At 71.5% G+C, this 21242-nt stretch carries 23 protein-coding genes and 1 tRNA gene; 12 read left to right on the top strand and 12 right to left on the bottom strand.

Features of this window, described 5'->3' with window-relative positions:
• Positions 1–25 precede the first annotated feature (25 nt).
• From ACQEVM_RS15880 to ACQEVM_RS15895, 4 genes are all read right to left on the bottom strand, one after another.
• Positions 26–523 (bottom strand): hypothetical protein, encoded by a 498-nt coding sequence (locus ACQEVM_RS15880; protein WP_433079146.1) that lies wholly within the window; start codon positions 521–523, stop codon positions 26–28.
• Positions 524–686: 163 nt separating this feature from the next.
• A complete protein-coding gene (locus ACQEVM_RS15885; RefSeq protein WP_433079148.1) occupies positions 687–1202 on the bottom strand; it encodes a DUF4383 domain-containing protein in 516 nt (171 codons plus the stop codon).
• A gap of 215 nt (positions 1203–1417) precedes the next feature.
• Positions 1418–1597, bottom strand: a complete 180-nt coding sequence (locus ACQEVM_RS15890; RefSeq protein WP_433079150.1) for a DUF6480 family protein — start codon at positions 1595–1597, stop codon at positions 1418–1420.
• A gap of 204 nt (positions 1598–1801) precedes the next feature.
• Positions 1802–1875 (bottom strand) — tRNA-Met (locus ACQEVM_RS15895).
• Positions 1876–2469: 594 nt separating this feature from the next.
• On the opposite strand from ACQEVM_RS15895, the gene ACQEVM_RS15900 reads away from it, so the two are divergent.
• The 5 genes from ACQEVM_RS15900 (at position 2470) to ACQEVM_RS15920 (ending at position 7410) form a co-directional block, all read left to right on the top strand.
• Positions 2470–2775, top strand: coding sequence for a hypothetical protein (locus ACQEVM_RS15900; protein ID WP_433079152.1), 306 nt, complete (start codon positions 2470–2472; stop codon positions 2773–2775).
• A gap of 277 nt (positions 2776–3052) precedes the next feature.
• Positions 3053–3598 (top strand): hypothetical protein, encoded by a 546-nt coding sequence (locus ACQEVM_RS15905; protein WP_433079154.1) that lies wholly within the window; start codon positions 3053–3055, stop codon positions 3596–3598.
• 163 nt (positions 3599–3761) lie between these two features.
• Positions 3762–5528 (top strand): diacylglycerol kinase family protein, encoded by a 1767-nt coding sequence (locus tag ACQEVM_RS15910; protein ID WP_433079156.1) that lies wholly within the window; start codon positions 3762–3764, stop codon positions 5526–5528.
• A 52-nt stretch (positions 5529–5580) separates the two neighbouring features.
• Positions 5581–6561 (top strand): YihY/virulence factor BrkB family protein, encoded by a 981-nt coding sequence (locus tag ACQEVM_RS15915; RefSeq protein ID WP_351370905.1) that lies wholly within the window; start codon positions 5581–5583, stop codon positions 6559–6561.
• 45 nt (positions 6562–6606) lie between these two features.
• On the top strand, positions 6607–7410 hold the full coding sequence (locus ACQEVM_RS15920) for a phosphatase PAP2 family protein (RefSeq protein ID WP_433079159.1): 804 nt from the start codon (positions 6607–6609) through the stop codon (positions 7408–7410).
• A 122-nt stretch (positions 7411–7532) separates the two neighbouring features.
• Here the strand turns inward: ACQEVM_RS15920 and ACQEVM_RS15925 are convergent, their stop codons facing one another.
• A complete protein-coding gene (locus tag ACQEVM_RS15925) occupies positions 7533–8354 on the bottom strand; it encodes a restriction endonuclease (protein ID WP_433079161.1) in 822 nt (273 codons plus the stop codon).
• Positions 8355–8579: 225 nt separating this feature from the next.
• On the opposite strand from ACQEVM_RS15925, the gene ACQEVM_RS15930 reads away from it, so the two are divergent.
• Positions 8580–9761, top strand: a complete 1182-nt coding sequence (locus tag ACQEVM_RS15930) for a phospholipase D-like domain-containing protein (protein WP_433080037.1) — start codon at positions 8580–8582, stop codon at positions 9759–9761.
• Positions 9762–9803: 42 nt separating this feature from the next.
• Here ACQEVM_RS15930 and ACQEVM_RS15935 read toward each other — a convergent pair whose 3' ends face one another.
• On the bottom strand, positions 9804–10133 hold the full coding sequence (locus tag ACQEVM_RS15935) for an ArsR/SmtB family transcription factor (RefSeq protein ID WP_433079163.1): 330 nt from the start codon (positions 10131–10133) through the stop codon (positions 9804–9806).
• Positions 10134–10226: 93 nt separating this feature from the next.
• Here ACQEVM_RS15935 and ACQEVM_RS15940 point away from each other — a divergent pair, with 93 nt between their 5' ends.
• Positions 10227–11225 (top strand): zinc-dependent alcohol dehydrogenase family protein, encoded by a 999-nt coding sequence (locus ACQEVM_RS15940; RefSeq protein ID WP_433079165.1) that lies wholly within the window; start codon positions 10227–10229, stop codon positions 11223–11225.
• A gap of 489 nt (positions 11226–11714) precedes the next feature.
• A complete protein-coding gene (locus ACQEVM_RS15945; RefSeq protein WP_433079167.1) occupies positions 11715–12530 on the top strand; it encodes a hypothetical protein in 816 nt (271 codons plus the stop codon).
• A 126-nt stretch (positions 12531–12656) separates the two neighbouring features.
• Here the strand turns inward: ACQEVM_RS15945 and ACQEVM_RS15950 are convergent, their stop codons facing one another.
• Positions 12657–13379 (bottom strand): CTP synthase C-terminal region-related (seleno)protein, encoded by a 723-nt coding sequence (locus ACQEVM_RS15950; protein WP_433079169.1) that lies wholly within the window; start codon positions 13377–13379, stop codon positions 12657–12659.
• 77 nt (positions 13380–13456) lie between these two features.
• On the opposite strand from ACQEVM_RS15950, the gene ACQEVM_RS15955 reads away from it, so the two are divergent.
• Entirely contained in the window at positions 13457–14350 is an 894-nt protein-coding gene (locus ACQEVM_RS15955) for a LysR family transcriptional regulator (RefSeq protein ID WP_433079171.1), read from the top strand.
• A 40-nt stretch (positions 14351–14390) separates the two neighbouring features.
• Here ACQEVM_RS15955 and ACQEVM_RS15960 read toward each other — a convergent pair whose 3' ends face one another.
• From ACQEVM_RS15960 to ACQEVM_RS15970, 3 genes are all read right to left on the bottom strand, one after another.
• Positions 14391–15095, bottom strand: a complete 705-nt coding sequence (locus ACQEVM_RS15960; protein WP_433079173.1) for a hypothetical protein — start codon at positions 15093–15095, stop codon at positions 14391–14393.
• Positions 15096–15304: 209 nt separating this feature from the next.
• Positions 15305–16546, bottom strand: coding sequence for a serine hydrolase domain-containing protein (locus ACQEVM_RS15965; RefSeq protein ID WP_433079175.1), 1242 nt, complete (start codon positions 16544–16546; stop codon positions 15305–15307).
• Positions 16547–16721: 175 nt separating this feature from the next.
• Positions 16722–17111 carry an Lrp/AsnC family transcriptional regulator gene (locus ACQEVM_RS15970; RefSeq protein ID WP_433079177.1) on the bottom strand — a complete coding sequence of 130 codons (390 nt, stop codon included), beginning with the start codon at positions 17109–17111 and terminating at the stop codon, positions 16722–16724.
• A gap of 77 nt (positions 17112–17188) precedes the next feature.
• Between ACQEVM_RS15970 and ACQEVM_RS15975 the strand changes: the two genes are divergently transcribed.
• Both ACQEVM_RS15975 and ACQEVM_RS15980 read left to right on the top strand, forming a co-directional pair.
• On the top strand, positions 17189–17389 hold the full coding sequence (locus ACQEVM_RS15975) for a hypothetical protein (protein WP_433079179.1): 201 nt from the start codon (positions 17189–17191) through the stop codon (positions 17387–17389).
• Between the two features lie 340 nt (positions 17390–17729).
• Positions 17730–18224, top strand: a complete 495-nt coding sequence (locus ACQEVM_RS15980; protein WP_433079181.1) for a hypothetical protein — start codon at positions 17730–17732, stop codon at positions 18222–18224.
• A 121-nt stretch (positions 18225–18345) separates the two neighbouring features.
• On the opposite strand, the gene ACQEVM_RS15985 is transcribed toward ACQEVM_RS15980, so the two are convergent.
• Complete coding sequence (locus ACQEVM_RS15985) at positions 18346–18771, bottom strand: pyridoxamine 5'-phosphate oxidase family protein (RefSeq protein WP_433079183.1); 426 nt, start codon at positions 18769–18771, stop codon at positions 18346–18348.
• 163 nt (positions 18772–18934) lie between these two features.
• Entirely contained in the window at positions 18935–19717 is a 783-nt protein-coding gene (locus ACQEVM_RS15990) for a CAP domain-containing protein (RefSeq protein WP_433079185.1), read from the bottom strand.
• 738 nt (positions 19718–20455) lie between these two features.
• Between ACQEVM_RS15990 and ACQEVM_RS15995 the strand changes: the two genes are divergently transcribed.
• On the top strand, positions 20456–21223 hold the full coding sequence (locus ACQEVM_RS15995; protein ID WP_266968165.1) for an NPP1 family protein: 768 nt from the start codon (positions 20456–20458) through the stop codon (positions 21221–21223).
• The last annotated feature ends 19 nt before the right edge of the window (positions 21224–21242 follow it).

Raw genomic sequence — 21242 nt, forward strand, 5'->3', positions numbered from 1 at the left:
CGGTTCACCGCCGGGGCGTGAGGCCTCAGGCCCTCGCGCGGCCGGCGGTGAACACCTTGGCCGACGCGGTCAGGCGCAGGCCTTCCAACGTGTCGATCTGTTCCTGGGCCCGGTCCAGGAGTCCTTGCAGCCGCTCCTCGTCGAGTCCGGGCTGTCCCGGCGCCACCACGAGGAGCGTCGCCCACAGGCAGGCCTTCCCCTCGGTGCCCAGCCTCAACGCCTCCAGTTCGACGAGCCTGCTCAGGCCCGAACGCCGCACCAGACGCCCGTTGGGCTTCAGCCGCGCGGCCCGTTCCCCGGCCCAGCCCGCGAGAACCTTGTGACGCCGGGGTGCGTGACCGAGCGCGTGCATGATGGCCAGGAGGTCGTGCCGGTCCTGGGCGATCTCGTTCGCGAGCCGTGCCAGCTCCGCCCCGCGGGGTGAGCGCCGATGCGCGCGGGCGATGCGTCGGGCGAGCCCGACGCCGGCCGTGGAGCCCGCCAGGTGGTCGTTGAGGTAGATCCCGAGCATCTGCCCGTGCATGCGTGGTGCTCCTTCGGTCCGGGAACGGCCACGGCGATGCATGCCCACTCGGCGGGCCCCGCAGCGCGGCACTGCGCCACCCGGTGCCGCTTCCACTCGAACGGCGGTCCGGTCGGAGTGCCGACCGGACCACCTCACGCACCGTCGCGTGACGCGACCGGGCCTATTGCCCCAGTTCACGCAGGGCCGCAGCCGGGGTGGCGCGCTCCGGGCCACCCTCGGCCGTGTGGCGCTGACGCCAGTACGGATTGTCGTGCGGCAGTTTGCTGGAGACCCGCCCGTACATCCCGAACGTCATGATCAGGAGTCCCATGAGGAAGCTGAACACGACGTTGCTCATGCCGAAGCCGAGCACGTTGGCCGGCTTGTCGAGCACGAACAGGTGGGCGAAGCCGCTCAGCACGAACAGGCCGCCGACGATCATGTTCAACATCGAGGCGAAGTTTCCCCCGATGAGGGCGCCCACGACCAGTGCCAGCCCCACGACCAGCGAGATCGCGCTGAGCGTGGTGTTCGTGGTCATACCGGCGATCCGGCCGCCCGAGGTGTCGAACGGACTCAGCGCGTCCGCGAAACCGAGGCCGCTGAAGGCGAGCAGGATCAGACCACAGACGAGCGCGCCGTAGCGGTAGACCCCGGCGAGCTTGTGATCCACGGGTAGTTCGTCCTTGAGCTGCATGGTTCCTCGCCTCTCACGTACGGGGAGCGGTGCGGGGGAGATGGGGACGGTCGGCGGTGATCCGAGGCGTCCGTGCCTCAGCCTGGACCCCGTGCGACCCGATGTCCACTTGCATCGATTTTGCCTCGTTTTGTCCAACCGGGTACGCCGAGGGCCCGCACCGGCGTCGGGCCGTGTGGGCACATCGGGAGCCGGGTGACCGGCAGGGGGTGGAGTCAGAATCCGGCGATGCGGGCGGCGAAGAAGGCCGCGAAGAGCACCGCCCCGAAGGCGATGAGGGTCAACAGCACCCGCGGGTGCTCGAAGATGCCGCCGTCGGCCCGTTCCTGGTGGGCCTCGGCGATGGAACCTTCACCGGGAGGGGTCTCTCCCGGCGGGACGCGTCGATTGGACATGGCGTCTCCCTGTCCAGGTGAGGACGGACCGGTGACGGGGGCCCCGGCTGTCGTCCCTGTCTCCACCATGGACGCCCGGGCTCTGTTCCGCACACTGCGTCGATCGTGCAGCGGATGAACCGACCGTGACCGCCGGCCCGGCGATGACGGGGTGAAAGCAGTCCGGCCCCCTCGACGCGAGCGTCGAGGGGGCCGGACCTTTCGTAGCGGGGACAGGATTTGAACCTGCGACCTCTGGGTTATGAGCCCAGCGAGCTACCGAGCTGCTCCACCCCGCGTCGGTGAACCCCACTGTACGCGACGCCCGGCCCGCCCCTCGCCACGGTGTGCACCGCGACCCACCCGACGACGTGAGGGGCCTGTGCGTGCCCGGGGTGCGGGGTGGACGTGCTCGGTGGAGACGGACGAAGTGCCGCCGTCCCGTCCGTGCCCGGGGGCCGCTGGTTCGGGCAGTGGCCGCCGGGGGCTTGGCCGGGCTCCGGGTGGGGGGACACCCGGAGCCCGGCGCCGCGAGCGACGGGACGGCGGCATCGTGCCGGTCGGCGGGCGCGCGGCCGGGGGGACGGGCACGCGCGCCTGCCGATCTCGACGGGTTGCCGCACCACTCGCGCGGCAACCCGCCGCACGACGCGTATGACCCGACCCGCGTGAGGTAAACCCGCTCCCGGGCAAATCCGTTCCCCCGCAGTCCATTTGACGGCCGGAGCGGTGGGGGCCGAACGTGCGGCGCCCGCCACACGGGATCATTCGTCCATCCGGCCGGCCCGCACCGGCCCCGCGGACGGGCAGTATGTCGGGCAGGGGTCCGCCGCGGAGTCCCACGGGGCACACTCGGACCACACGAGCGTGTCGAAGGGCGATGGGACGGCCAGTTGAGTGACACCACCCACGAGGGCGAGAACGATCCCGCAGGACTGTCCTGCGTACTGTCCGAGGACGTCGCCCGGTTCATGATCGACCCGAGTCTTCCCCCGTGGGCCATGGGGTCGATCATCGCGGCCATGGTCGGCATCGGGGAGACCCGCGGGCTCGTACCGGGCAGCACGGCAGCCGAGGAGTGGCCGGAGTGTCGGCTGCTGCCGCTGGGCGAGGACGGGACGCTGGGCATCGTCGAGTACGTCATCGCCGAGGACGCGGAACCGCCGCAGGTGATCGTCACCCGGATCCTGCTGTACTGACCGGAAGGCCCGCACGGACCGGACGTACCGCGGCGCTCGGTCCGGGGCGCGCGCGACGCCCTCCCGGCCGGGCGGCGTTGACAGCCGGCCTGGTGGCGTGCGACAAAGATCCCTGGTCGTGGACCCGGCAGACGCTCCGTCGCGCACCGCGCGACACGCCGTGCGCGCCCTGTCCGCCCGTGCTGACAGAACACCCGCGATCCATTGTGCCGACAGGCCCGGACACGGGAACAGTTACCCCGACCGACTTCACCGCATCACCGAACGGACGTCTGACTTGACGATCATTCCTGGCTCGCGCGTCCCCGGTAGAACCTGGACGATCCGCCTCACCGGCCACGCCGACCACACCGTCACCCTCACGTGCAGCACCCCCACCTGCCGCATGCCTCCCCGGTCCCGGGACACCAACGCCATGCGCCGCTTCGCCGCCGAGCACGCCCGGGCGCACGCCCGGGCGGTCACCGTCCAGCCGCAGGCGGACTGCGCCTGTCGCGCGGCCGAGTGCTCGCTCCACGAGGACACCCGGGCGAGCTGTTTCGGCGCCCCCATGCTGCTGCTCGTCCACAACCCGGCCATCGGCCAGGTCTGGACGCTGGCCGAGATCTGCCAGGCCTGCGCACCCCTCATCTCCCATGTCGCCGTACTCGGCCGGGCCGAGCGCCCCCTCAACGCGGCAGCCGCCCCCGCGACCGCTCCCCCCGGCCCCGCGCCGGCCCGGCCCGTCGTGCCGGGGGGATTCTCCAACCCGGAACCGGCACCCGAATCGACCGTGAAGCGCCGCCGCCCCCGCTACGGCGGCCCCACCCGACTCCCGCGCTGACCCACGCCGGGCGCGTGGCACCCGCCCGGAAGAGCCGGAAGAGGGAGTGGGCGCGTCTCGACCGGACCACACCGCGCAGGCGGCGGACACCGACCGACGGCGCCGGCGATCCGACCGGCGCCCAGGAACGCATGACTCGGCCCCGCCGGGTAACACGGCGTCAATGAGGAACGAACGCGGCGATGCCGCCAGACGCGGCGGCATCCTGCTGCTTCTCCCCCTGCAAGTCGCCCTGATGACGGGCTTGGGCCTGCTCATCACCATTCCCCTGGCGGGCCGGTGGCCGCTGTCGGCGGAGGACGGAGTCAACCGCGCCTTCGCCGCGCACCGCGGCCAAGGCGCGACGGAACTCTCGCAGTGGCTCTCCCTGCTGGCCAGTACCCAGAGCGTGATCGGTCTGAGCCTCCTCTGCGTCGCGGCACTGCTGTTGCTGCCCCGTGTGGCGTGGCGCAGGGAAGCGGCGTTCCTGGCCCTGTCCGTCGCGGCGCAATCGACCGTCTTCCTCCTCGTCACGCTCGTCGTCGAGCGCTCCCGCCCCGACGTGCCCCATCTGGATCCGGCTCCGCCGACGTCGAGTTTCCCCTCGGGCCACGTCGGGGCCGCCACCGCGCTGTTCGGAGGACTGGCCACGATCGCGGCCACCCGGCTGCACGGCGTCCGACGCGTGCTCGCGGTCGGCGCACTGGCGTTGATCCCCGTCGCCGTGGCCCTTTCCCGGCTGTACCGGGGAATGCACCATCCCTCCGACGTACTGGGCGGCCTGCTCAACGGTGCCTGCACGCTGTTCGTCGTGGGATACGCGCTGCTCCTCCCCGCCCGATCCCGACGGGACGACGCCTCCCGCTCCGGTACGACCCGCGATGCCGCACTCCCCGCGACCCGTACCCCGGCCGATGTCGACACCGCCACCGATGCCGGCGACGACCCCGAGGGCCTCAGGGCGGGTCAGGTCGTGGTGGTCCGCCATCCCCATTCCTGCGACGACGAGTTGGCCGAGCGGGTGCGCTCCGTCCTGAGCGACCGGGGCCACCCCGATCAGGTGTGGACGCAGACTTCGGCCGACGACCCCAGCGGCGGCCTCACCGCGCGGATCGGCGACACCGGGACGACCCTGGTCGTCGCCTGCGGCGGCGACGGCACCGTACGCGCCTGCGCCGAGGTGCTCGCCGGTACGGACATCGCGTTGGCCGTCGTCCCCTGTGGGACCGGCAACCTGCTCGCCCGCAACCTGCGGCTCCCCGCGGATCCGGCGACGGCACTGGACGCCGCACTGTGCGGGAGGACCACCCGCATCGACACGGGCAGGCTGAGCGGCGACCGGCTCGAACCCGCCCGTTTCACGGTGATGGCGGGCGCCGGACTGGACGCGGCCATGGTCCGGGACGCCTCGGACCGGCTCAAGGAGCGGGTGGGTTGGGCCGCGTACGTGGTGTCGGCCGTCGGCCACCTCCGTGACCCCAGGATGCGGCTCTCGATCCGGCTCGACGGCGGCGCCGCGCTGGAGCGACGGGCCCGCATGGTCGTCATCGGCAACGTCGGCACCCTTCAGGGCGGGCTGTCGCTCCTGCCGGACGCCCGCCCCGACAGCGGTCGCCTGGACATGGTGCTGCTCGACCCGCGCGGAGCCGCCGGATGGCTCGTCGCGGCGGGACACGTCATGTCCCGCGCGCTGCCGGGCCGGGCAGCCGCCGCGACCGGCACGCCCGCCGGCGCCGTGGCCGGCGGCGCTCTGGAGTACTTCAACGCCGCGCGGATCGACATCCGTTTCGGCAGGCCGCAACCGCGCGAGCTCGACGGCGACGCCGTCGCCTCGGGTTCCGACCTGACCGCCGAGGTCGAACCGGGTGCGCTGCGGCTGTGCCTGCCGACACCGCGACCGCGCGTCGCCGCGAGCGCCTCGGAAGGCGACGCCGTCACCACGGCCGGCTGAGCATGCGCGCGGAACGAAGACCTACGGAACTGCAACGGGGGGTTGAAACAGCATGGGCACAGCGACTCGGGTACCACAGCGCCGCGACGTGATGGCGGTGGAGGCGGAGCTGCGGATGGAGGGCGAGGAACTGTCCGCCGAGGAGGCCTGGGCCGCGTTGCGCCGCCACGGCGGATGGCGACTCGTACGGGACGCCTTCATGAGGTTCCGCTACGCCGACGGGTTCAGCCACTCCCGGGCGCTCGCGCTCCAGACCGTGCTGTCGATCGTCCCCCTGGCCATCGCCGTCATAGGCCTCTCCAGCGTGTTGCACACCGAGGACATAGGCCGGATCGCCGAACTGACGATCCGGCGGCTGGCGAGCGGCCCCAGCCAGGACGTCGTGGACGACGCCCTGCTGCAGAGCCGCCGGCAGGTCGGCGACGGCAGCCAGGCAGCGCTCTGGCTCGGACTGCTGTTCTCGGTGGTCAACATCACCACCAGCCTGTGCCAGGTGGAACGCGGGGCCAACCGCATCTACGGAGTGGAACGCGACCGCCCGTTCCTGCGCAAGTACACCCGAGGGCTGATGATGGCCGTGCTCGCGGGGCTGCCCCTCGGACTGAGCTTCGCGGTCACCGTCCTCGGGGCCGACCTCACCCGGGCCGTCGCGGAGGTCTACCAGCTGAGTCCGACCACCACCCGGGTGTGGGAGGTCCTGCGCTGGCCCGTCGGCATCCTGCTGGCCGTGATCGCCACCAGCGCCATCTTCCGCCGCTCGCCGCGGCGCACCCAGCCCGGCTACACGTGGCTGGCCTTCGGCGCCGGCGTCTACCTGGCGCTGTGGCTGGCGGCGACCTGGGGACTGAGCCTCTACGTCGGGGCCAGCGGCTCCTTCAGCAACGTGTACGGACCCCTCAGCGCCTTCATGTCGCTGCTGCTCTGGTCCTACCTCACCTCGCTCGCCCTCTTCCTGGGCCTCGCGTTCGCCGCCCAACTCGAAGCGGTACGGGCCGGGGTGGCGGCCCCGGTCACGGACGACCCCGGGGTCTGACGAGGCCACCCGCCATGCTCCCCGCACGAAAGGAACACCCCGACGATGGTTCAGCGCACCGGCCGACCGCGGCGACTTCTGGAGGGACTCACGTCCCGCCACTTCGGACCCGACACGAGATTCGGCGTACGGCTGGTGGCGACGGTGGTCGTCACCGCCGTGGTGGCCGTGCCCTTCGCCCTCGCGCTGGTCCTCGTCGAGTCCGGGTGGGCGCCCTTGTACCGCCTGGACCAGGGCACGGCCGCACGCCTCCACCAATTCGCGCTCGACCGTCCCGGATGGGTGCGGGTGCTCGACTTCCTCACGAACGTCGTGTGGGGGCCGCTGACGATGCGCCTGCTGGTGGCCGCCCTGGTGGTGTGGCTCCTGCTGCGGGGCGCCCGGCGCCTGGCCGTGTGGGCGGCGGTGACCGCCATCGGGAGCGGCCTGGTGGGCCTGCTCACGAAGAACGTGGTCGAACGCGCCCGCCCCCACCTGCCCGACCCCGTCGCCGACGCGCCCGGCTTCTCCTTCCCCTCCGGGCACGCCATGACTGCCATGACCTCCTGCGCCGTGCTGCTGCTGGCCCTGCTCCCCCTGGTGCCCCGCGGATGGCGGCCGCTGCCGTGGCTGCTCGCCGGCCTCACGGTCCTGGGTGTCGGCTACACGCGGGTCGCGCTCGGCGTGCACTGGGTGAGTGACGTGTTGGGAGGCTGGTTGCTGGGTCTGGCCGTGGTCACGGCGACCACGCTGGCCTTCGAGGCCTGGCGGTCCGACGTCGGGCGCGACCGCACCACGCCCGCGGAGGGTCTGGAACCCGAGATCGTGGGCGCCGACCCCGAACCGCCCGTCGACGTCCGACGGGTCTGAAGGGGCGTCCCTGAAGGGGCGCCCGCGCAGGACGTGTGTCGGCCCCGCCCGGACGTTCCGGGCGGGGCCGACAGGACCGGCCGTACCGGGTCGGATCCAGGGGGTCGGGCGAGGCCCAGGGGTCAGGCCACGACAGCGGGTTGGTCCGTGCCGTACGCCGTGTCCCAGGGCGCCGGACCCGTCCCGGCCGACCAGTCGTCGAGCGCCTGCCGGTCGAAGCAGAGGATCCCGCACTGCTCGGCGTACTCGACGGCGGGCTGGGTGTACTCGCTCGTGGTCACCACCGCCGCGAGCTGGGCCTCGTGCACGGCGTAGCAGGTGCCGCCGAAGCGCTGCATGTCCTGGGACCCGACCTTGTTGGTGGGGCCGTAGCGCTTGCACTGGATGACGACACGGCGGCCGTCGGGTGCGGTGGCGAGGACGTCGGCCCCCAGGTCCCCGGCCCCGCCGACGACCTCGACGTCCCGACAGCCGTCCCGCTCGCAGAGGTCGGCGACGGCCTGCTCGAACTCGTAGGCGTCCAGCAGGGTGTAGTCGACGCCCGGGACCTCGTACACCCGGGCTTCCAAGGCCGCCGTCTGCGCTTCCGCCGCAGCGGCGGCTTCCGCCTCCGCCGCCGCTGCCGCCGCTTCGGCCTCCGCCGTCTCGGCCGTCTCGACCGCGGTGGCCGCGGCGCACCGCAGGGTGCGCGCGGTGCGCCGTGCCGTCCTGCGGATCCGCAGGCGGCGCCGCGCGGGGGTCGAGCACCCGGCCACCGCCAGGGAGGCCAGGACGACCAGCGCCGCGGCCAGGGGGTGCTCCCGGGCGGCGTCCGCCAGCACCCGCAGGGTGAGTCCCGCGCCGCACACCGTCAGGGCGGCGATGACGAACCAGCGGGCGGTGGAGCGCGTGCTGAAGCGGTACCGACGTCTGGCGGGGTACTCGGGTCGGACGGGTATGGTCATCGGCGCGCGCCCCCTGGTCGTGTTCAAGATCGTCGATGGCGTCTGCCCCGACCACCCCGCTTCACGCACGCGCCCGCCGCGATCACCGCGCCGGGCGCCGGGGGCGGACCTGGTGCCGACACGGGCGGCCCGAGCCGCCATACTGGGGCGACTTTGAGGAGCATGGACATGACGGATCGAGATCTGGCGCGGCACCCCGGCGGCGCGGACGTGGCGAGCCCGGACATGGCGGACCCCGCCTCCACCCTCGCCGACCGGCGCATTCGTCGCATCCGACGCCGCCTGGAGCGCCTGATCGGCGTGGCCGCGACCGAGGGGAACAGCGTGCTCCCCCTGCGCAACGGGGACGAGATCTTCACGGCGATGCTGGACCAGGTCGACTCGGCCCGCCACACCGTGGACATGATGACGTTCGTGTACTGGAAGGGCGACATCGCCCGCCGCTTCGCCGAGGCGCTCGCCGGCCGGGCCCGCGCGGGCGTCCGGGTGCGCCTGTTGCTGGACGGCTTCGGCAGCCGCCTCATAGAGGGCGAGCTGCTGGAACAGATGAGCGGTGCCGGTGTCGAGGTCGCCTGGTTCCGCAAGCCGCTCTACCTCTCGCCGCTGAAGCAGAACCACCGTTGCCACCGCAAGGTGCTGGTGGTGGACGAGGAGGTGGCGTTCACCGGGGGCGTCGGCATCGCCGAGGAGTGGTGCGGCGACGCGCGCAATCCCAAGGAGTGGCGCGACACCCACGTGGAACTCCGCGGACCGGCAGTCGACGGGATCGCGGCCGCCTTCGCCCAGAACTGGGCGGAGTGCCACGACGACCTCTTCGACGACCGCGACCGGTTCGTGGACCACAAGCCCGCCGGTGAGGCCATCGTGCAGGTGGTCCGCGGCTCGGCCAGCTTCGGCTGGCAGGACATGCAGACGCTGATGCGCGTCGTCCTGGAATCGGCGGAGGAACGAGTGCGCCTGGCCACCGCGTACTTCGCCCCCGACACCTATTTCGTGGACCTGCTGTGCGCGACGGCGCGCAGGGGCGTGGCGGTCCAGATCCTGCTGCCCGGGTCCCACACGGACAAGCGGGTGTGCCAGTTGGCGGGACAGCACCACTACGAGGCCCTGACCGCCGCGGGCGTGGAGATCTTCCAGTACCAACCGACGATGATGCACGCCAAGGTCGTGACCATGGACGGTGTCGTCTCCCTCGTGGGCTCGACGAACTTCAACCGACGCTCCCTCGACCACGACGAGGAGGTCATGCTCGCGGTGATGGACGTCGAGTTCACGAGTGTGCTCGACGCCCACTACGACCAGGACCTGGAGGTCAGTGACCGGATCAAGGCCGGCCGGTGGAAGCGGCGCTCGCTGCCTCAGCGCGCCCGCGAGGCCGCCGTGCTGCCCATCCGACGCTTCCTCTGACCCGGTGACCCCGCCCCGGCGGCAGGGGGCGTGGTCGCCCGGCTACGCGGTCACGGCCCGACGCTCGGCGGCCACGATCGCGTCGAGGAGGCCGGGGAAGGCCCCGTCCGTCTCGGCGCGCCGCAGGGCGTTCATGCGTGAGGTGCCGGCGTAGTACTGCCGGATGAGACCCGCCTCGCGCAGGATCCGAAAGTGATGCGTGGCCGTGGACTTGCTCACGGGAAGGTCGAACGCCCCGCACTTGATGTCGGTGGGGGAGTCGCGCAGTTGTATGAGGATGCTCCGCCGCACGGGTTCGACGAGGGCTTCGAGCACCTGCTGCAGGGTGATCGTTCGCAGGTCGGGGTGGGGCGGGACGCGATCGGTGTCCATGCCCCCATCGTACGACTGTCATAAAAGTTTGACAGTCATCGCACTTTGGGATGGGGTGCATCACGACCCTTCCCCAGGTGAAAGGACGACCCGATGACCAGGACGGTGCTGTTTCACGAACTCGGCGGGCCCGAGGTGTTGAGGTTGGAGAACACGGAGGTCGGCGAACCGGGACCCGGTGAGGTGCGGATCCGTGTGGACGCCATCGGCCTGAACCGGGCCGAGGCGCTGTTCCGAGGCGGCCTGTACATCGAGCCGGTGAAGCGGTTCCCCGCGCGGCTGGGTTCCGAGGCCGCCGGAGTCGTCGAGGCGGTCGGCGAGGGCGTCACCGGATTACGGCCCGGACAGCCGGTGAGCACTGTTCCCGGCTTCTCGCAGAACGACCACGGCGTGTACGCGGAACGGGCGATCGTGCCCGCTTCCGCGGTGGTGCGCCGTCCCGAGGGCCTCGGAGCCATCGAGGGCGCCGCGGTGTGGATGCCTTACGTGACGGCCTACGGCGCGCTCGTGGAGGTCGGTGGGATGCGGCCCGGTGACACGGTCGTGCTGAACGCGGCGTCCAGCAGCGTGGGCCTCGCCGCCCTTCAGGTCGCCGAACGCATCGGCGCCACCTCGATCGCCCTCACCCGCACCGCCGCCAAGCGGGAAGCCCTGCTGGAACGGGGCGCGGCCGAGGTGATCGTCACCGATGAGGAGGACGTGGTCGAGCGGGTGCTCGCGGCCACCGACGGTCGGGGAGCCGAGTACGTCTTCGACGCCGTCGCCGGTCCCGGCGTGCTGGAACTGGGGAAGGTGGTCGCCGCCGGCGGCATGCTCCTGGTGTACGGCGCCCTGAGTGGCCTGCCGACGCCCTACCCGGGATTCGACCTGGGCATGCCCGCGCTGAACATGCGGACGTACACCATGCTGGAGACCACCGCCCGGCCCGAGCGACTGCGACGGGCGGAGGCCTTCGTGGCCTCCGGCCTTCGGTCGGGCGCGTTCCGGCCCGTGGTGGACCGGACGTTCGAACTGGACGAGATCGTCGAGGCCCACCGGTACCTGGAGTCGAACGTCCAGATCGGCAAGATCGTGGTCACCGTTTCCCACTGACCCACTGACCCACTGACCCACTGACCCACGGCCCCGTCGGCATGCGGCGGGGCCGCCGCCGTTCGGGAAGCGGGGGTGTCGGGGTCGGCAGGCGGACATCGGGGCTCTGCGATCACCTCTCACGGGTGAACCACTCCCACGACGTACACGGCCGGGAGCGTGGCCCGTTCGCCGCGGACCACGCTCGCGCCGCCGGTTCGCGAGCGCCCGTACCGCAGCGGTGAGCGCGGCCGACACGGCGGCCAACACGGGCGCGAACCGCACGACTCGGCGGTGCCGGCGGCGCACGACGGCGCTCTCCACGACGGCGCGACGATGAGTGGCGCGGAGCCGCGAGGTGTCTCCCCCCGTCGAACGGGGTATCGGCGTAGGGCGTTCGAGAACCGGTAGCACTCAACCGGTCTCGGGTCATCGGAATTGCCCACACCAACACACTTCACAGGCAGCGTGGGTAGAGTCCGCACCACACACATCGATCGAGGAGCCCTCATGCCCACGCAGGAGATTCCCACTCTCAAGTCCCAGTACGCCGACAAGGTCACCGCAGACCTTGATCTGAACACCGCCGAACAGGGCCGCATTCGCGGGGAGATCACCTCCCTGCAGGAACGTCTGGCCGGCTTGGAGCAGGACCACGAACTCCTTGTCGGCATGCGTGCCGCCCTCGGCGACAACGCACTCGCGGTGCCCGGACCGCGCACCGGCAAGAAGCCCGCGACGGCCGTGAAGGCCACCACGCCCACGAGGAAGCAGACGGGAGCGAAGACCGCGACGACCGGCCCGGTGAGGAAGTCGACGGCGACGAAGACGTCGTCCGCGCCGAAGTCCACGACGGCCAAGGCCACGACGGCCAAGGCCACGACGGCCAAGGCCGCGGCGCCGAAGTCGACGGAGGCGAAGGCGGTCGCCGCGGTGGTCGAGTCGAAGCAGTCCGCCGCCAAGCCGGTCGCCGCGAAGGAGCCGGTCGCGAAGAAGCCCGCGGCCAAGAAGCCGGTGGCCAAGAAGGCGACCGCGTCGGACAAGAACCAGGTCCCCCTGACGGAACTGATCCACCAGCACCTGACCGGTCAGACGGAGCCGAAGACGGCCGCCGAGATCTCCCAGGCCCTGGCGGCCGCCCACCCGGACCGCAGCCTCAACGACAACCTGGTGCGCACGAGCACCGAGCGTCTGGTCGCCCGTAGCCTGGTGGAGCGCGCCAAGCAGGGCTCCACGGTCTACTACACGGCCACCCGGCCCGACACCGTGGCCGCCGTGGCCCCGGCGGCGACCGCCGACAAGGCAGTGGCCGCGGCCGGCGTCTGATCCGAACCACGCGTGGTGCGAGGGGGCTGTTTCCACCGGCACGGCGGTGCCTGGCCGGGAGGGCAGCCCCTCGCGCACGGGGGCGCGCAGGACGTGCGACGTCGACCCGTATGACCGGACGTGTCGTCAGAGGCCGTGGGTGCGGGTCCGTGCGTGCTTGACGGCAGCGGCGGCGAATCCGCTGATCAGCGGGTGGGCGCGGGTGCCGTCCCCGTCGAGTTCGGGCTGGAAGAGCGTGGCCAGGAAGAAGGGGTGCGTGGACAGTTCGACGATGCGGACCTCGCCGGAATCGTCGGTGCCGGGAAACGTCAGCCCGTGTGCCCGCAGGAGTTCGAGATGGTACGGACTGGCGCCATAGGCACAGTGGTAGCGCGCCCGGGTCCGGGCGGACCCCAGCAGATGGGCCGCGCGCGAGTCCGGTGCCACCCGCACGGTCCCCTCGTGACCCACCAGCGAACAGGACAGGGGGACGACCACGGAGTCCTCGGGGGCGGCCGTCGGATCGTTCTCGGCATGCCGGGCACGCTCCAGACCGCAGGCGTTCCGTGCGAACTCCACGAGGGCGTGCTGGAATCCGCCGCAGGTTCCCAGGAAGGGAATGCCGTTCTCACGTGCCGAACGGATCGCCCTCAGGACACCGCTCTCACTTCGGTACGGGCTGCCGGGCAGGACCCAGATCGCGTCGAAGCCGTCAACTCCCAGCCCGGCCTCCTCGGTGGGGATCCAGTAGGCGTCCAGGTCCAGCCCGTCCCGCAGGCGCAGCGCCTCGATCAAGCCGGGGATCCGAACGTGGGAGTGGACGGAGTCGGAACGGTCGCCCACGAGGGCGACGCGTGCTGTGGGGTTCATGACAGCCATCCTGCTGAACAACCGATCATCAGGTCCAACGATGATGTGCTGTCCGCGCATCAGTGATACTGATGCGCATGGATCCGCATCTGCTGCGCACCTTCGTCGCGGTCCTCGACCACCGCTCCTTCTCCACCGCCGCCTCGGCCCTCGGCTACACCCAGTCCGCGGTCTCCCAGCACATCGCCGCACTCGAAACGGACTTGGGCACCAGACTGGTCGAACGCCGGCCCGTGGCGCCCACACCGGCCGGTGCCCGGCTGATGGAACACGTTCCCGCCCTGCTGCTGCGTCTCGACGCCGCCCGTGCCGACATCGCCCGCCTGAACCAGGTCCCCACCACCCGACTCGTCCTCGCGTGCTCGCCTGCGGCCCTCGGCACGGCGGTCGCCCGGGCCCTCGCCCGACTGCGGGACGGCACCCGCGTGGACGTGGAGGTGCGGGTCCTGAGCCGGGAAGCGGTCATCGAGGACGTACTCACCGCACGGGCCGACATGGGCCTGGTCGACGGGATCACCGCCCCCAGCGACCCCCTGCCACTGCCGGACCTCGGCCCCACCACCACCCTGGCCGCGGCCGAAGAGCCCCTGGCGGTGATCCTTCCCCTCGACCACCCGCTGGCCGAGCGCCGAGCGCTGCGGCTGCCGGACCTCACCCAGGCCCGGTGGATCGACGCCCCCGACAGCGCCGTCCCCCTCGAACGGCTGCGCGGCGTATGCCGTGCCGACGGATTCCCCGCGCCGATCCGCCACCGCGGGGCCGACCTGTTCGGCCTCGCCGCGCTCGTCGCGGCCGGCCACGGACTCGCGGCACTGCCCCTGTCGTCGGCCGCCGCGCTCCCGGCCGTCGCGGCGGTACCGATCAGCGCACCACGCCTGATCCACCGCACCGAACTCGTACACCCCGCCAACCCCACCGCTCCCGCGAGGCAGTTGATCGACCTCATCCTCGGAGCCCCGTCGATCACGTGACCTGAACGCGGGGGACGCCCACGTCACGGGGTGCGCCGGCTCAGGAGACGGCGTACCACTGGCTGGCCCAGCCGGTGTTGATGGTGCGGGTGGACTGTTCGGCGAGGTTCAGGGTGGCCGGTAGCGAAGTCTGTCCGGTCAGTACGGAGCTGTAGCGGAGATTCGGCGGGGTCAGCCCCGCGTTCACCGAGATCCCGGCCCCCGTCGACTTGAGGGTGAGGGCGTTGGTGGCCCAGTTCCCGTTGAGGAGCAGGGCCACGAAATAGGTGCCGGGATCGGCGGTGAAGGGCTTTGACAGGGGCAGCGGTTTGGCTATCGCGTCGGTCATGAGCTGCGGCGAGATGTCGGCGGTGGACGCGCGCAGGGTGCCGCGGGCGTCGTAGACACCGAGGTAGCAGTCGGAGAGCCGGGCGTTGGGGTCGATGCCGGCCAGCCCCAACCAGACGTTGGACCACGGCGTCCGCTCGCGCAGCACGATCCGCACCAGGGTGACCCGTCCGGCCACGCCCGCGACGGACTGGGCCGTCACGTGCCCCGCGTCGTTGGGGTCACCGGTCCAGGCCAGCAGGTTCTGGTCCTGCGGCCGGGGACCCTCGTACCCTCCGGCGCCGCCGGACGTCGCCGGAGGGGGAGTGGCGCCGCTCCCGCGGGGGCTCCCGCCGGGCGAGGTGCAACCGGCCAGGACGAGCAACGCCGCCAGCGCGGCGGCGAGGCCGGTCGATACGGCGGTGGTACGGGTGCGCATGGTCCCCCCATGAGGTGCTGATATGCCGAGGTGCCATGGTCACACGGCACCGAAACCGGGGTGCGCCCGGTCCGGGGCGATGCCACGGTCACCGTCGTGACCTTGATGGACGTACTCGTCGACTTCGCCCGTACCGGCCGACTCGGCCCGCTCCACTGCGGCATGCCCCTGGCCGAGGCGGAGGCAGACCCTGCCGGGGCCCAACCGGGTCATCCGCCCCCGCCGCCGGGCGTACTCGGGTTGGTCGGGCGGCTCGGAGGCGCCGGGGGTTGCGCCGGCGGGACGGGCCAGACGTGGTCGGGCGTCACGATGGAGGTGACCGCGTTCCCGATCATCGAGGACAGGCTCGTGCCCTTGTAGTCGATGTCCGTGTTGATCAGCACCACGAGGGTCGCGTCCTCGGCCGGGAGCTGCGCGGCGATGGACTCGTAGCCGGGCAACTCCCCGTTGTGGCCGAGCCAGCCGTTGAAGTCGAGGATGCCGAGACCGTACGAGGCCCCCGCGACGCCGACCGATCGGGTCTCCATCCGCTCGGCCTGCGTTTCCTTGGTGAGGAGTGCGCCGTCCGCCAACGCCGGAGCCCAGGTGTGCAGGTCGTCGAGATCGGAGATGACCCCACCGGCGGCCCAGGCCCACGAGGGGTTCCAGTTGGTGGCGTCCACGACGCTCCCGTTCGGCGTGAAGTCCGTGTACCCGTGGGCGTGCGGGTCGGGCACGGCACTGTCGTCGGGCAGCGAGGTGTCGTTCAACTTCAGCGGTGCGAAGACGTGTTCCTCGAGGTAGTCGCCGAGGTTCTGCCCGCTGACCTTCTCGATCATCATGCCGAGCAGCACGGTGTTCGTGTTGCTGTACTGCCACTTGGTGCCGGGGGCGAAGCGCGGCCGGTGGCTGAAGGCGATGTCCAGGAGCCCGCGCGGAGTGTAGGACCGATGCGGGTCGGCGCGCAGTTGCGCCAACAACGTCTTGTCCTCGGTGTAGTTGAAGAGGCCGCTGCGCATCCCCGCCAACTGGCGCAGGGTGATGGAGTCGCCGCCGGGGACACCGGTGACGTACCGGGAGATCGGGTCGTCGAGTCCGACCTTGCCCGCGTCGACCAGTTGGAGGACGCCCGTGATGGTGAACGTCTTCGTGATGCTTCCGATCCTCGTGAAGAGGTCGGACTTCATGGGAGTCCCGGTCTTCTTGTCCGCGACACCGAAGGACTTCTCGTACGTACCCCGTCGGGGGATCCACAGACCGACGTTGAGACCCGGTACATCGGCCTCGTCCATGATCTTCGTGATCGCCGCGTCCAGTTTCCGTACGGTGGCGGGATCGAGCTCCTGCCGCGCGGAGGCGACCGCCCGGTCGGGGGTGGTGCCCGCGCACAGGGCGGCGAGCAGGACGGCCGCCAGGGCGGGTATGGCGGTCCGGGTGGACCGTCGAAGATGCGACGGGCGATACCTGCCCATGGTCGTTCACCTCTGGTCCGGGTCGATCGGACAAGCGTTTCCCGAGCCCCCGACGGTGTCTCCCCCCATGGTAGGAGCGCCCGACCCGACACGCGATGCCGAAGCGACGACCGGACCGGCTGCGGCCCCGCGCGTCCGCGGCGCCCGTGCACCGTCAGCCCCACAGAGCCTCGGATCAAGGCATCAAGGCCATCAAGGCCCCTTGGTCACGGCCTCCGGCCCGGGGTCGGTCGAATCGTTCCGGTCGCCGCGCCGTCGCCGGCAGGTGCGGCGGGCCCGCCCGCTTGGCACGGCGCTGGACGAGGGCCGTCTCCATGCGGCCGATGCCGGGCAGCGCCGCCAGTTCGACGGTGGGGTAGTCGTACAACCCGCCGGGGTCGCGGCACTGGATCATGGCGAGGACCGAGGTCCGGCCCGTGGTGACGGCCGCGAAGGCGACCGCCCCGTGCCGGGACAGCGCCCGGGTCACCTCGCCCAGCGCGGTGGGCGCCACCTCCGACCACAGCAGCGCCTCCACCGGGAAACCGAAGCGGGACGGGTCCACGTCCACCTCGAAGTGGAGCACCCCGGCAGCCCGGAGTCCGGCGACGCGACGACGGACCGTCGAAGCCGACCAACGGGACCACCCGCGCGTCCGCCGCCGTGCTGAGCGCGCTGCTGATCGTGATGTTCCCCGCCAATGCGCCCGCCGCCGGCGGCGACGTGCCCTGGTGGGACCGGCTGGGCCCGCGGACGACCCTTCAGGCCCTCTTCCTCGCGGCCACCGTCATCGTGCTGACCCGGCACGGCCGGGCGGTCGCCCGGGCGACCGCACCACCCCCGCGCGACTCGCCGACGAGGTGACCGCAGCCGCGCACGGGGGCGTACGACAGGTGGTGGCTCGCGGGAGCCGGGAGCCGCTCGGCGCGGTCGGGGCCGGCCGGCGCCGCCGGCTCCCTTCCATTCGGTGCTACACCACACCCTTGCGGGTGACGGTTCGGAATGGTGTGCGGATGTGTACGGGGTAGGCGTGCGAGGTTCTCTCCCGAACAGGGCCGTGGCCCACATCGTGCGCGCAGACCTCGGCCTCCCCACACGGGGCGGCAGGCGGCGGCGCACGGATCGGGCGTCGATCGCTCCTGTCCACGAACGCCCGTCCTTCGTGTCGTCGAAGGTCGGGCTCGCACTCACCGGAAGGAAGCACATGAGGAAGTTCGCTTGGGCTGCACGCGGTGTCGCGGCGGTATCGGGGGCCATGCTCCTGGGAGCGCTGGCAGCGCCGTCCGCGGTCGCCGACGGCCCGGAAGCCAAGGGCGCCCCGGCCTCGGCCGACAGTCGCAAGTGTCAGACGGACCGTGACGTCAGCTCGGCCGTGGTCGACTACGACGGGAGTGCCCTGTTCGAGACGGTGTTCCGCGCGGCGACCGACCGTCAGGGCCACGCGTTCCTCAACGACAGCCGCAACCCCGGTGTCTGGATCAACCTCGGTCTCCTCGACGGGGCACCCAGGTGCACGCGCGACACCGCCCTCTCGGTCACCGAGGAGAACCCCGGCCACCTCTTCATCACCCTGCTGGGCAGCAACGGGAAGCTGTACCAGGCCCGCTGCGTCACCAGCAACGCGGCGCCGTTCACGCACGCGACCCTCCCCGCTGCCTGCGCCCCCGGCTTCACGACCCTCGCGGGCACGCCCGTCTAACCACTGCGCCCGGTCCTGCCCGTCAGCGCACCGGACCTGAGTGGATGCCCGCCGTCACGGCCGGCCGCCCCGCGCGGTCGGCCGTGACGTGTGTCCGGACGTGGTCGCCCTTCCGTCGAGGTCAGACCTGTCCGAGGTCCGAGCTCACCCACCGCTGCGGACGCATGTGGAAAACGAGCTGCGCGCCGTGGTCCTTCCAGGCGAAGTCGACGTAGCCGTCCACCTTCTCCGCCGGCAGGTACCGTGAGGCGATCTCCACCAGCTGTTCGCGTCGGGCGGGCGCGGTCGAGATGACCGGACCCTCGACCGACACGTACCGGATCGTCGGCTCCAGACGGTCCACCATGAGCGTGAACCGGCCTGCGGAACCGATCAGTTCGGCCTTGCGGGAGTCCCGGCCGGTCATGATCCAGAGGTCGCCGCCGGGAGCGTACTGGTACCAGATCGGGACGGTCAGCGGTGCGCGCTCACCGCCCGCGCTCACCGCGAAGGCGGCGACATGGGGCTCGGCCAGGAACTGCTCACGCTCGGTACGGGACAGGGCCACGGCACACTCCTTCGGTGGGGGAGACCTTCCATGGGAGGAATCTGCCCCGCCACGTCCGCATTCCCCGTCCCTCACCCGCATGGCGCAGGAGCAATTCGCCCGCGCGACCCGAAACCACCCGGGTCCCGGGCGCCGAAAGCCGTGAGGTCGGGAGCCGCCGAGATCAGCGCGCGGCGCCGAAGTCCTGCGTCCAGTAGGAGTTCGGCTCCGCGAGGCCGACGCCGATCTCCTTGAACGCGCAGTTGAGGATGTTCTCCCGGTGTCCGGGGCTGTTCATCCAGCCGTTCATGACCTGCTCGGGCGTGCTGTAGCCGTAGGCGACGTTCTCGCCGTAGGTCATCCAGGCGTAGCCGGCGTGGGTGATGCGCGCACCCGGGTCCGAGCCGTCGGAGCCGGTGTGCGACATGTTGGAGTGCGCGGCCATGTCCTTGCTGTGGTTCAGCGCGGCGGTCGTCAGCTTCGCGTTGACGGTGAGCGCCGAGCACCCGGCCTTGGCGCGCTCCTGGTTGACGAGGGCCACCACCTCGGCGGCCGGACCGGAGGACGGCACGGTCGGGCTGGTCGGCTGCGTCGTGGCCACGGGGGCCGTCGGGGCGACCGGAGCGGGCTCCGAGGGCCTCGTGGGCTGCGCCGCCGTGGGGGGCTTCCGCGTACCGGTCGACGGCTTCGTCTTGTGCGGACGGTGGCTCACCGGGGCCGGCGGCGTGGACGCCGTGGACGGTTCGACCGTCGCTGTCGGGGTACTCGCGTCCCCCGCCAGGTTCTGGAGCGATGCGTCGGGGGTGGGGACACTGTGGGAGGGGCGCACGTGCCGGCCGGAGGCGGTCGCCGCCCCCGACTCCTGGGTGTCCAGGCACGCCATGGCGGCGGTGGGTATGCCCACGATGCCCAGGGTGACGGCGGCGATCGATATTTTCTTGTAGTGCGTCCTCTTGCGGTGCTTCATGCGTGACCTCACTTGGTTTCTGCGAAGCGTCCTGCGCCTGAGCTGCCGGAGCGCCGGGCGGGCCGCCATTCTTAGAAGCCTCGTAAGGGGCTGGCAAGTCTCGGCGTCGACTCGCCCCCCGGCGCCGCTGACCGGGCTTGAAATGGGCGGGGAGTCGTGCTGAGCAACCGGACGGCGCGATCAGTGAGACGAGTGACGTCCCGTCAGGATCCCGTCGGTCAGGGCTGATCGCTCCCTTGCGTCTCAGTCCCCGAGACGCCCATTTCGGTGGAGAGGGGAATGTCGATCCCCAACGGACAAATCTCTATATGTCGGGGAGGGGGTAGCGGACGTAATGGTTCCGTGATCTCTTGATGCCCCGTGACTCATGTCACTGTTTCGAGCGGAACCACACGCCGTTCGGCGGCCACGCGCCGCGTTCGCGCCCGCGCGCGTCGGCTCGATCGCCGGGTCGGTGTGAACGACCTTCGGGAGAGTCCCGCTCCCGTGTCGACGGGCGTCCCGCGGGTCGAGGGCCGAAGTCGTCCGGCCGGCCACCCGTGCGACAGGCCGTGAAGGCACCCCGGCCGGGCCAAGTAGCCCTGTGCGTCGATGCGTTGTGTACCGCGCCGGGCGGTGAACAGCTGCTGCCGGGACCCTTGCTGTGCCGCCGAGGTTCGCCAATGATGCTCCCGGCGCGCCGACCGACACGGTCGGGAGCCACACGTCACCCCCGAACCGAATGGCCGGAGGCCTGTTGTGCGGACCAGTCATCACATCCGGAGATCATCCGTCGTCGTCGGCACCGCCCTGGCGCTGGTCGTCGCCGTCGCCCAGACGGCCTTCGCGGCTCCGCCCCCGGCACTCCCCACCAACGCCGAGGCAGTCGAGCTGACCTTCCAGCCGGCCTTCGACTACGACACGGACGGCTGCTACCCGACACCCGCCATCGGGCCGACCGGAGTCCTGAACGGCGGCCTCAAACCCAGCGGTGCCCTCAACGGCAACTGCCGCGACGCCTCGGACCTCGCCAACACCAACAGCTACTCCCGCGCCAAGTGCAACAACGGGTGGTGCGCCGTGGTGTACGCGCTGTACTTCGAGAAGGACCAGGCCATACCCGGCATCGGGCTCGGCGGCCACCGCCACGACTGGGAACACGTCGTCGTGTGGATCCAGGACAACCAGGCGAAGTACGTCGCCACCTCGGCCCACGGCGACTTCAACCTCCACACGCGCGACCAGATCCGCTGGGACGGCACCCACGCCAAGGTCGTCTACCACAAGGACGGCGTCGGAACGCACTGCTTCCGCGCCGCGAACACGAACGACGAGCCGCCCGAGAACCATCGCGGCACCTGGCAGTTCCCCGCGCTCGTCGGCTGGTCGGGCTATCCGGCGACGCTGCGGGACAAGCTCAGCCAGGCCGACTTCGGCAGCGCGCACTTCGGCCTGAAGGACGACTCCTTCTCGTCCCACCTCGCGAAGGCCAAACCGGCGGGCATCCCCTTCGACCCGTACCAGTAGACACCCCGTGAGGCGCCCG

This window comes from Streptomyces sp. CA-243310 (assembly GCF_050936775.1).
Classification (GTDB): Bacteria; Actinomycetota; Actinomycetes; order Streptomycetales; family Streptomycetaceae; genus Streptomyces.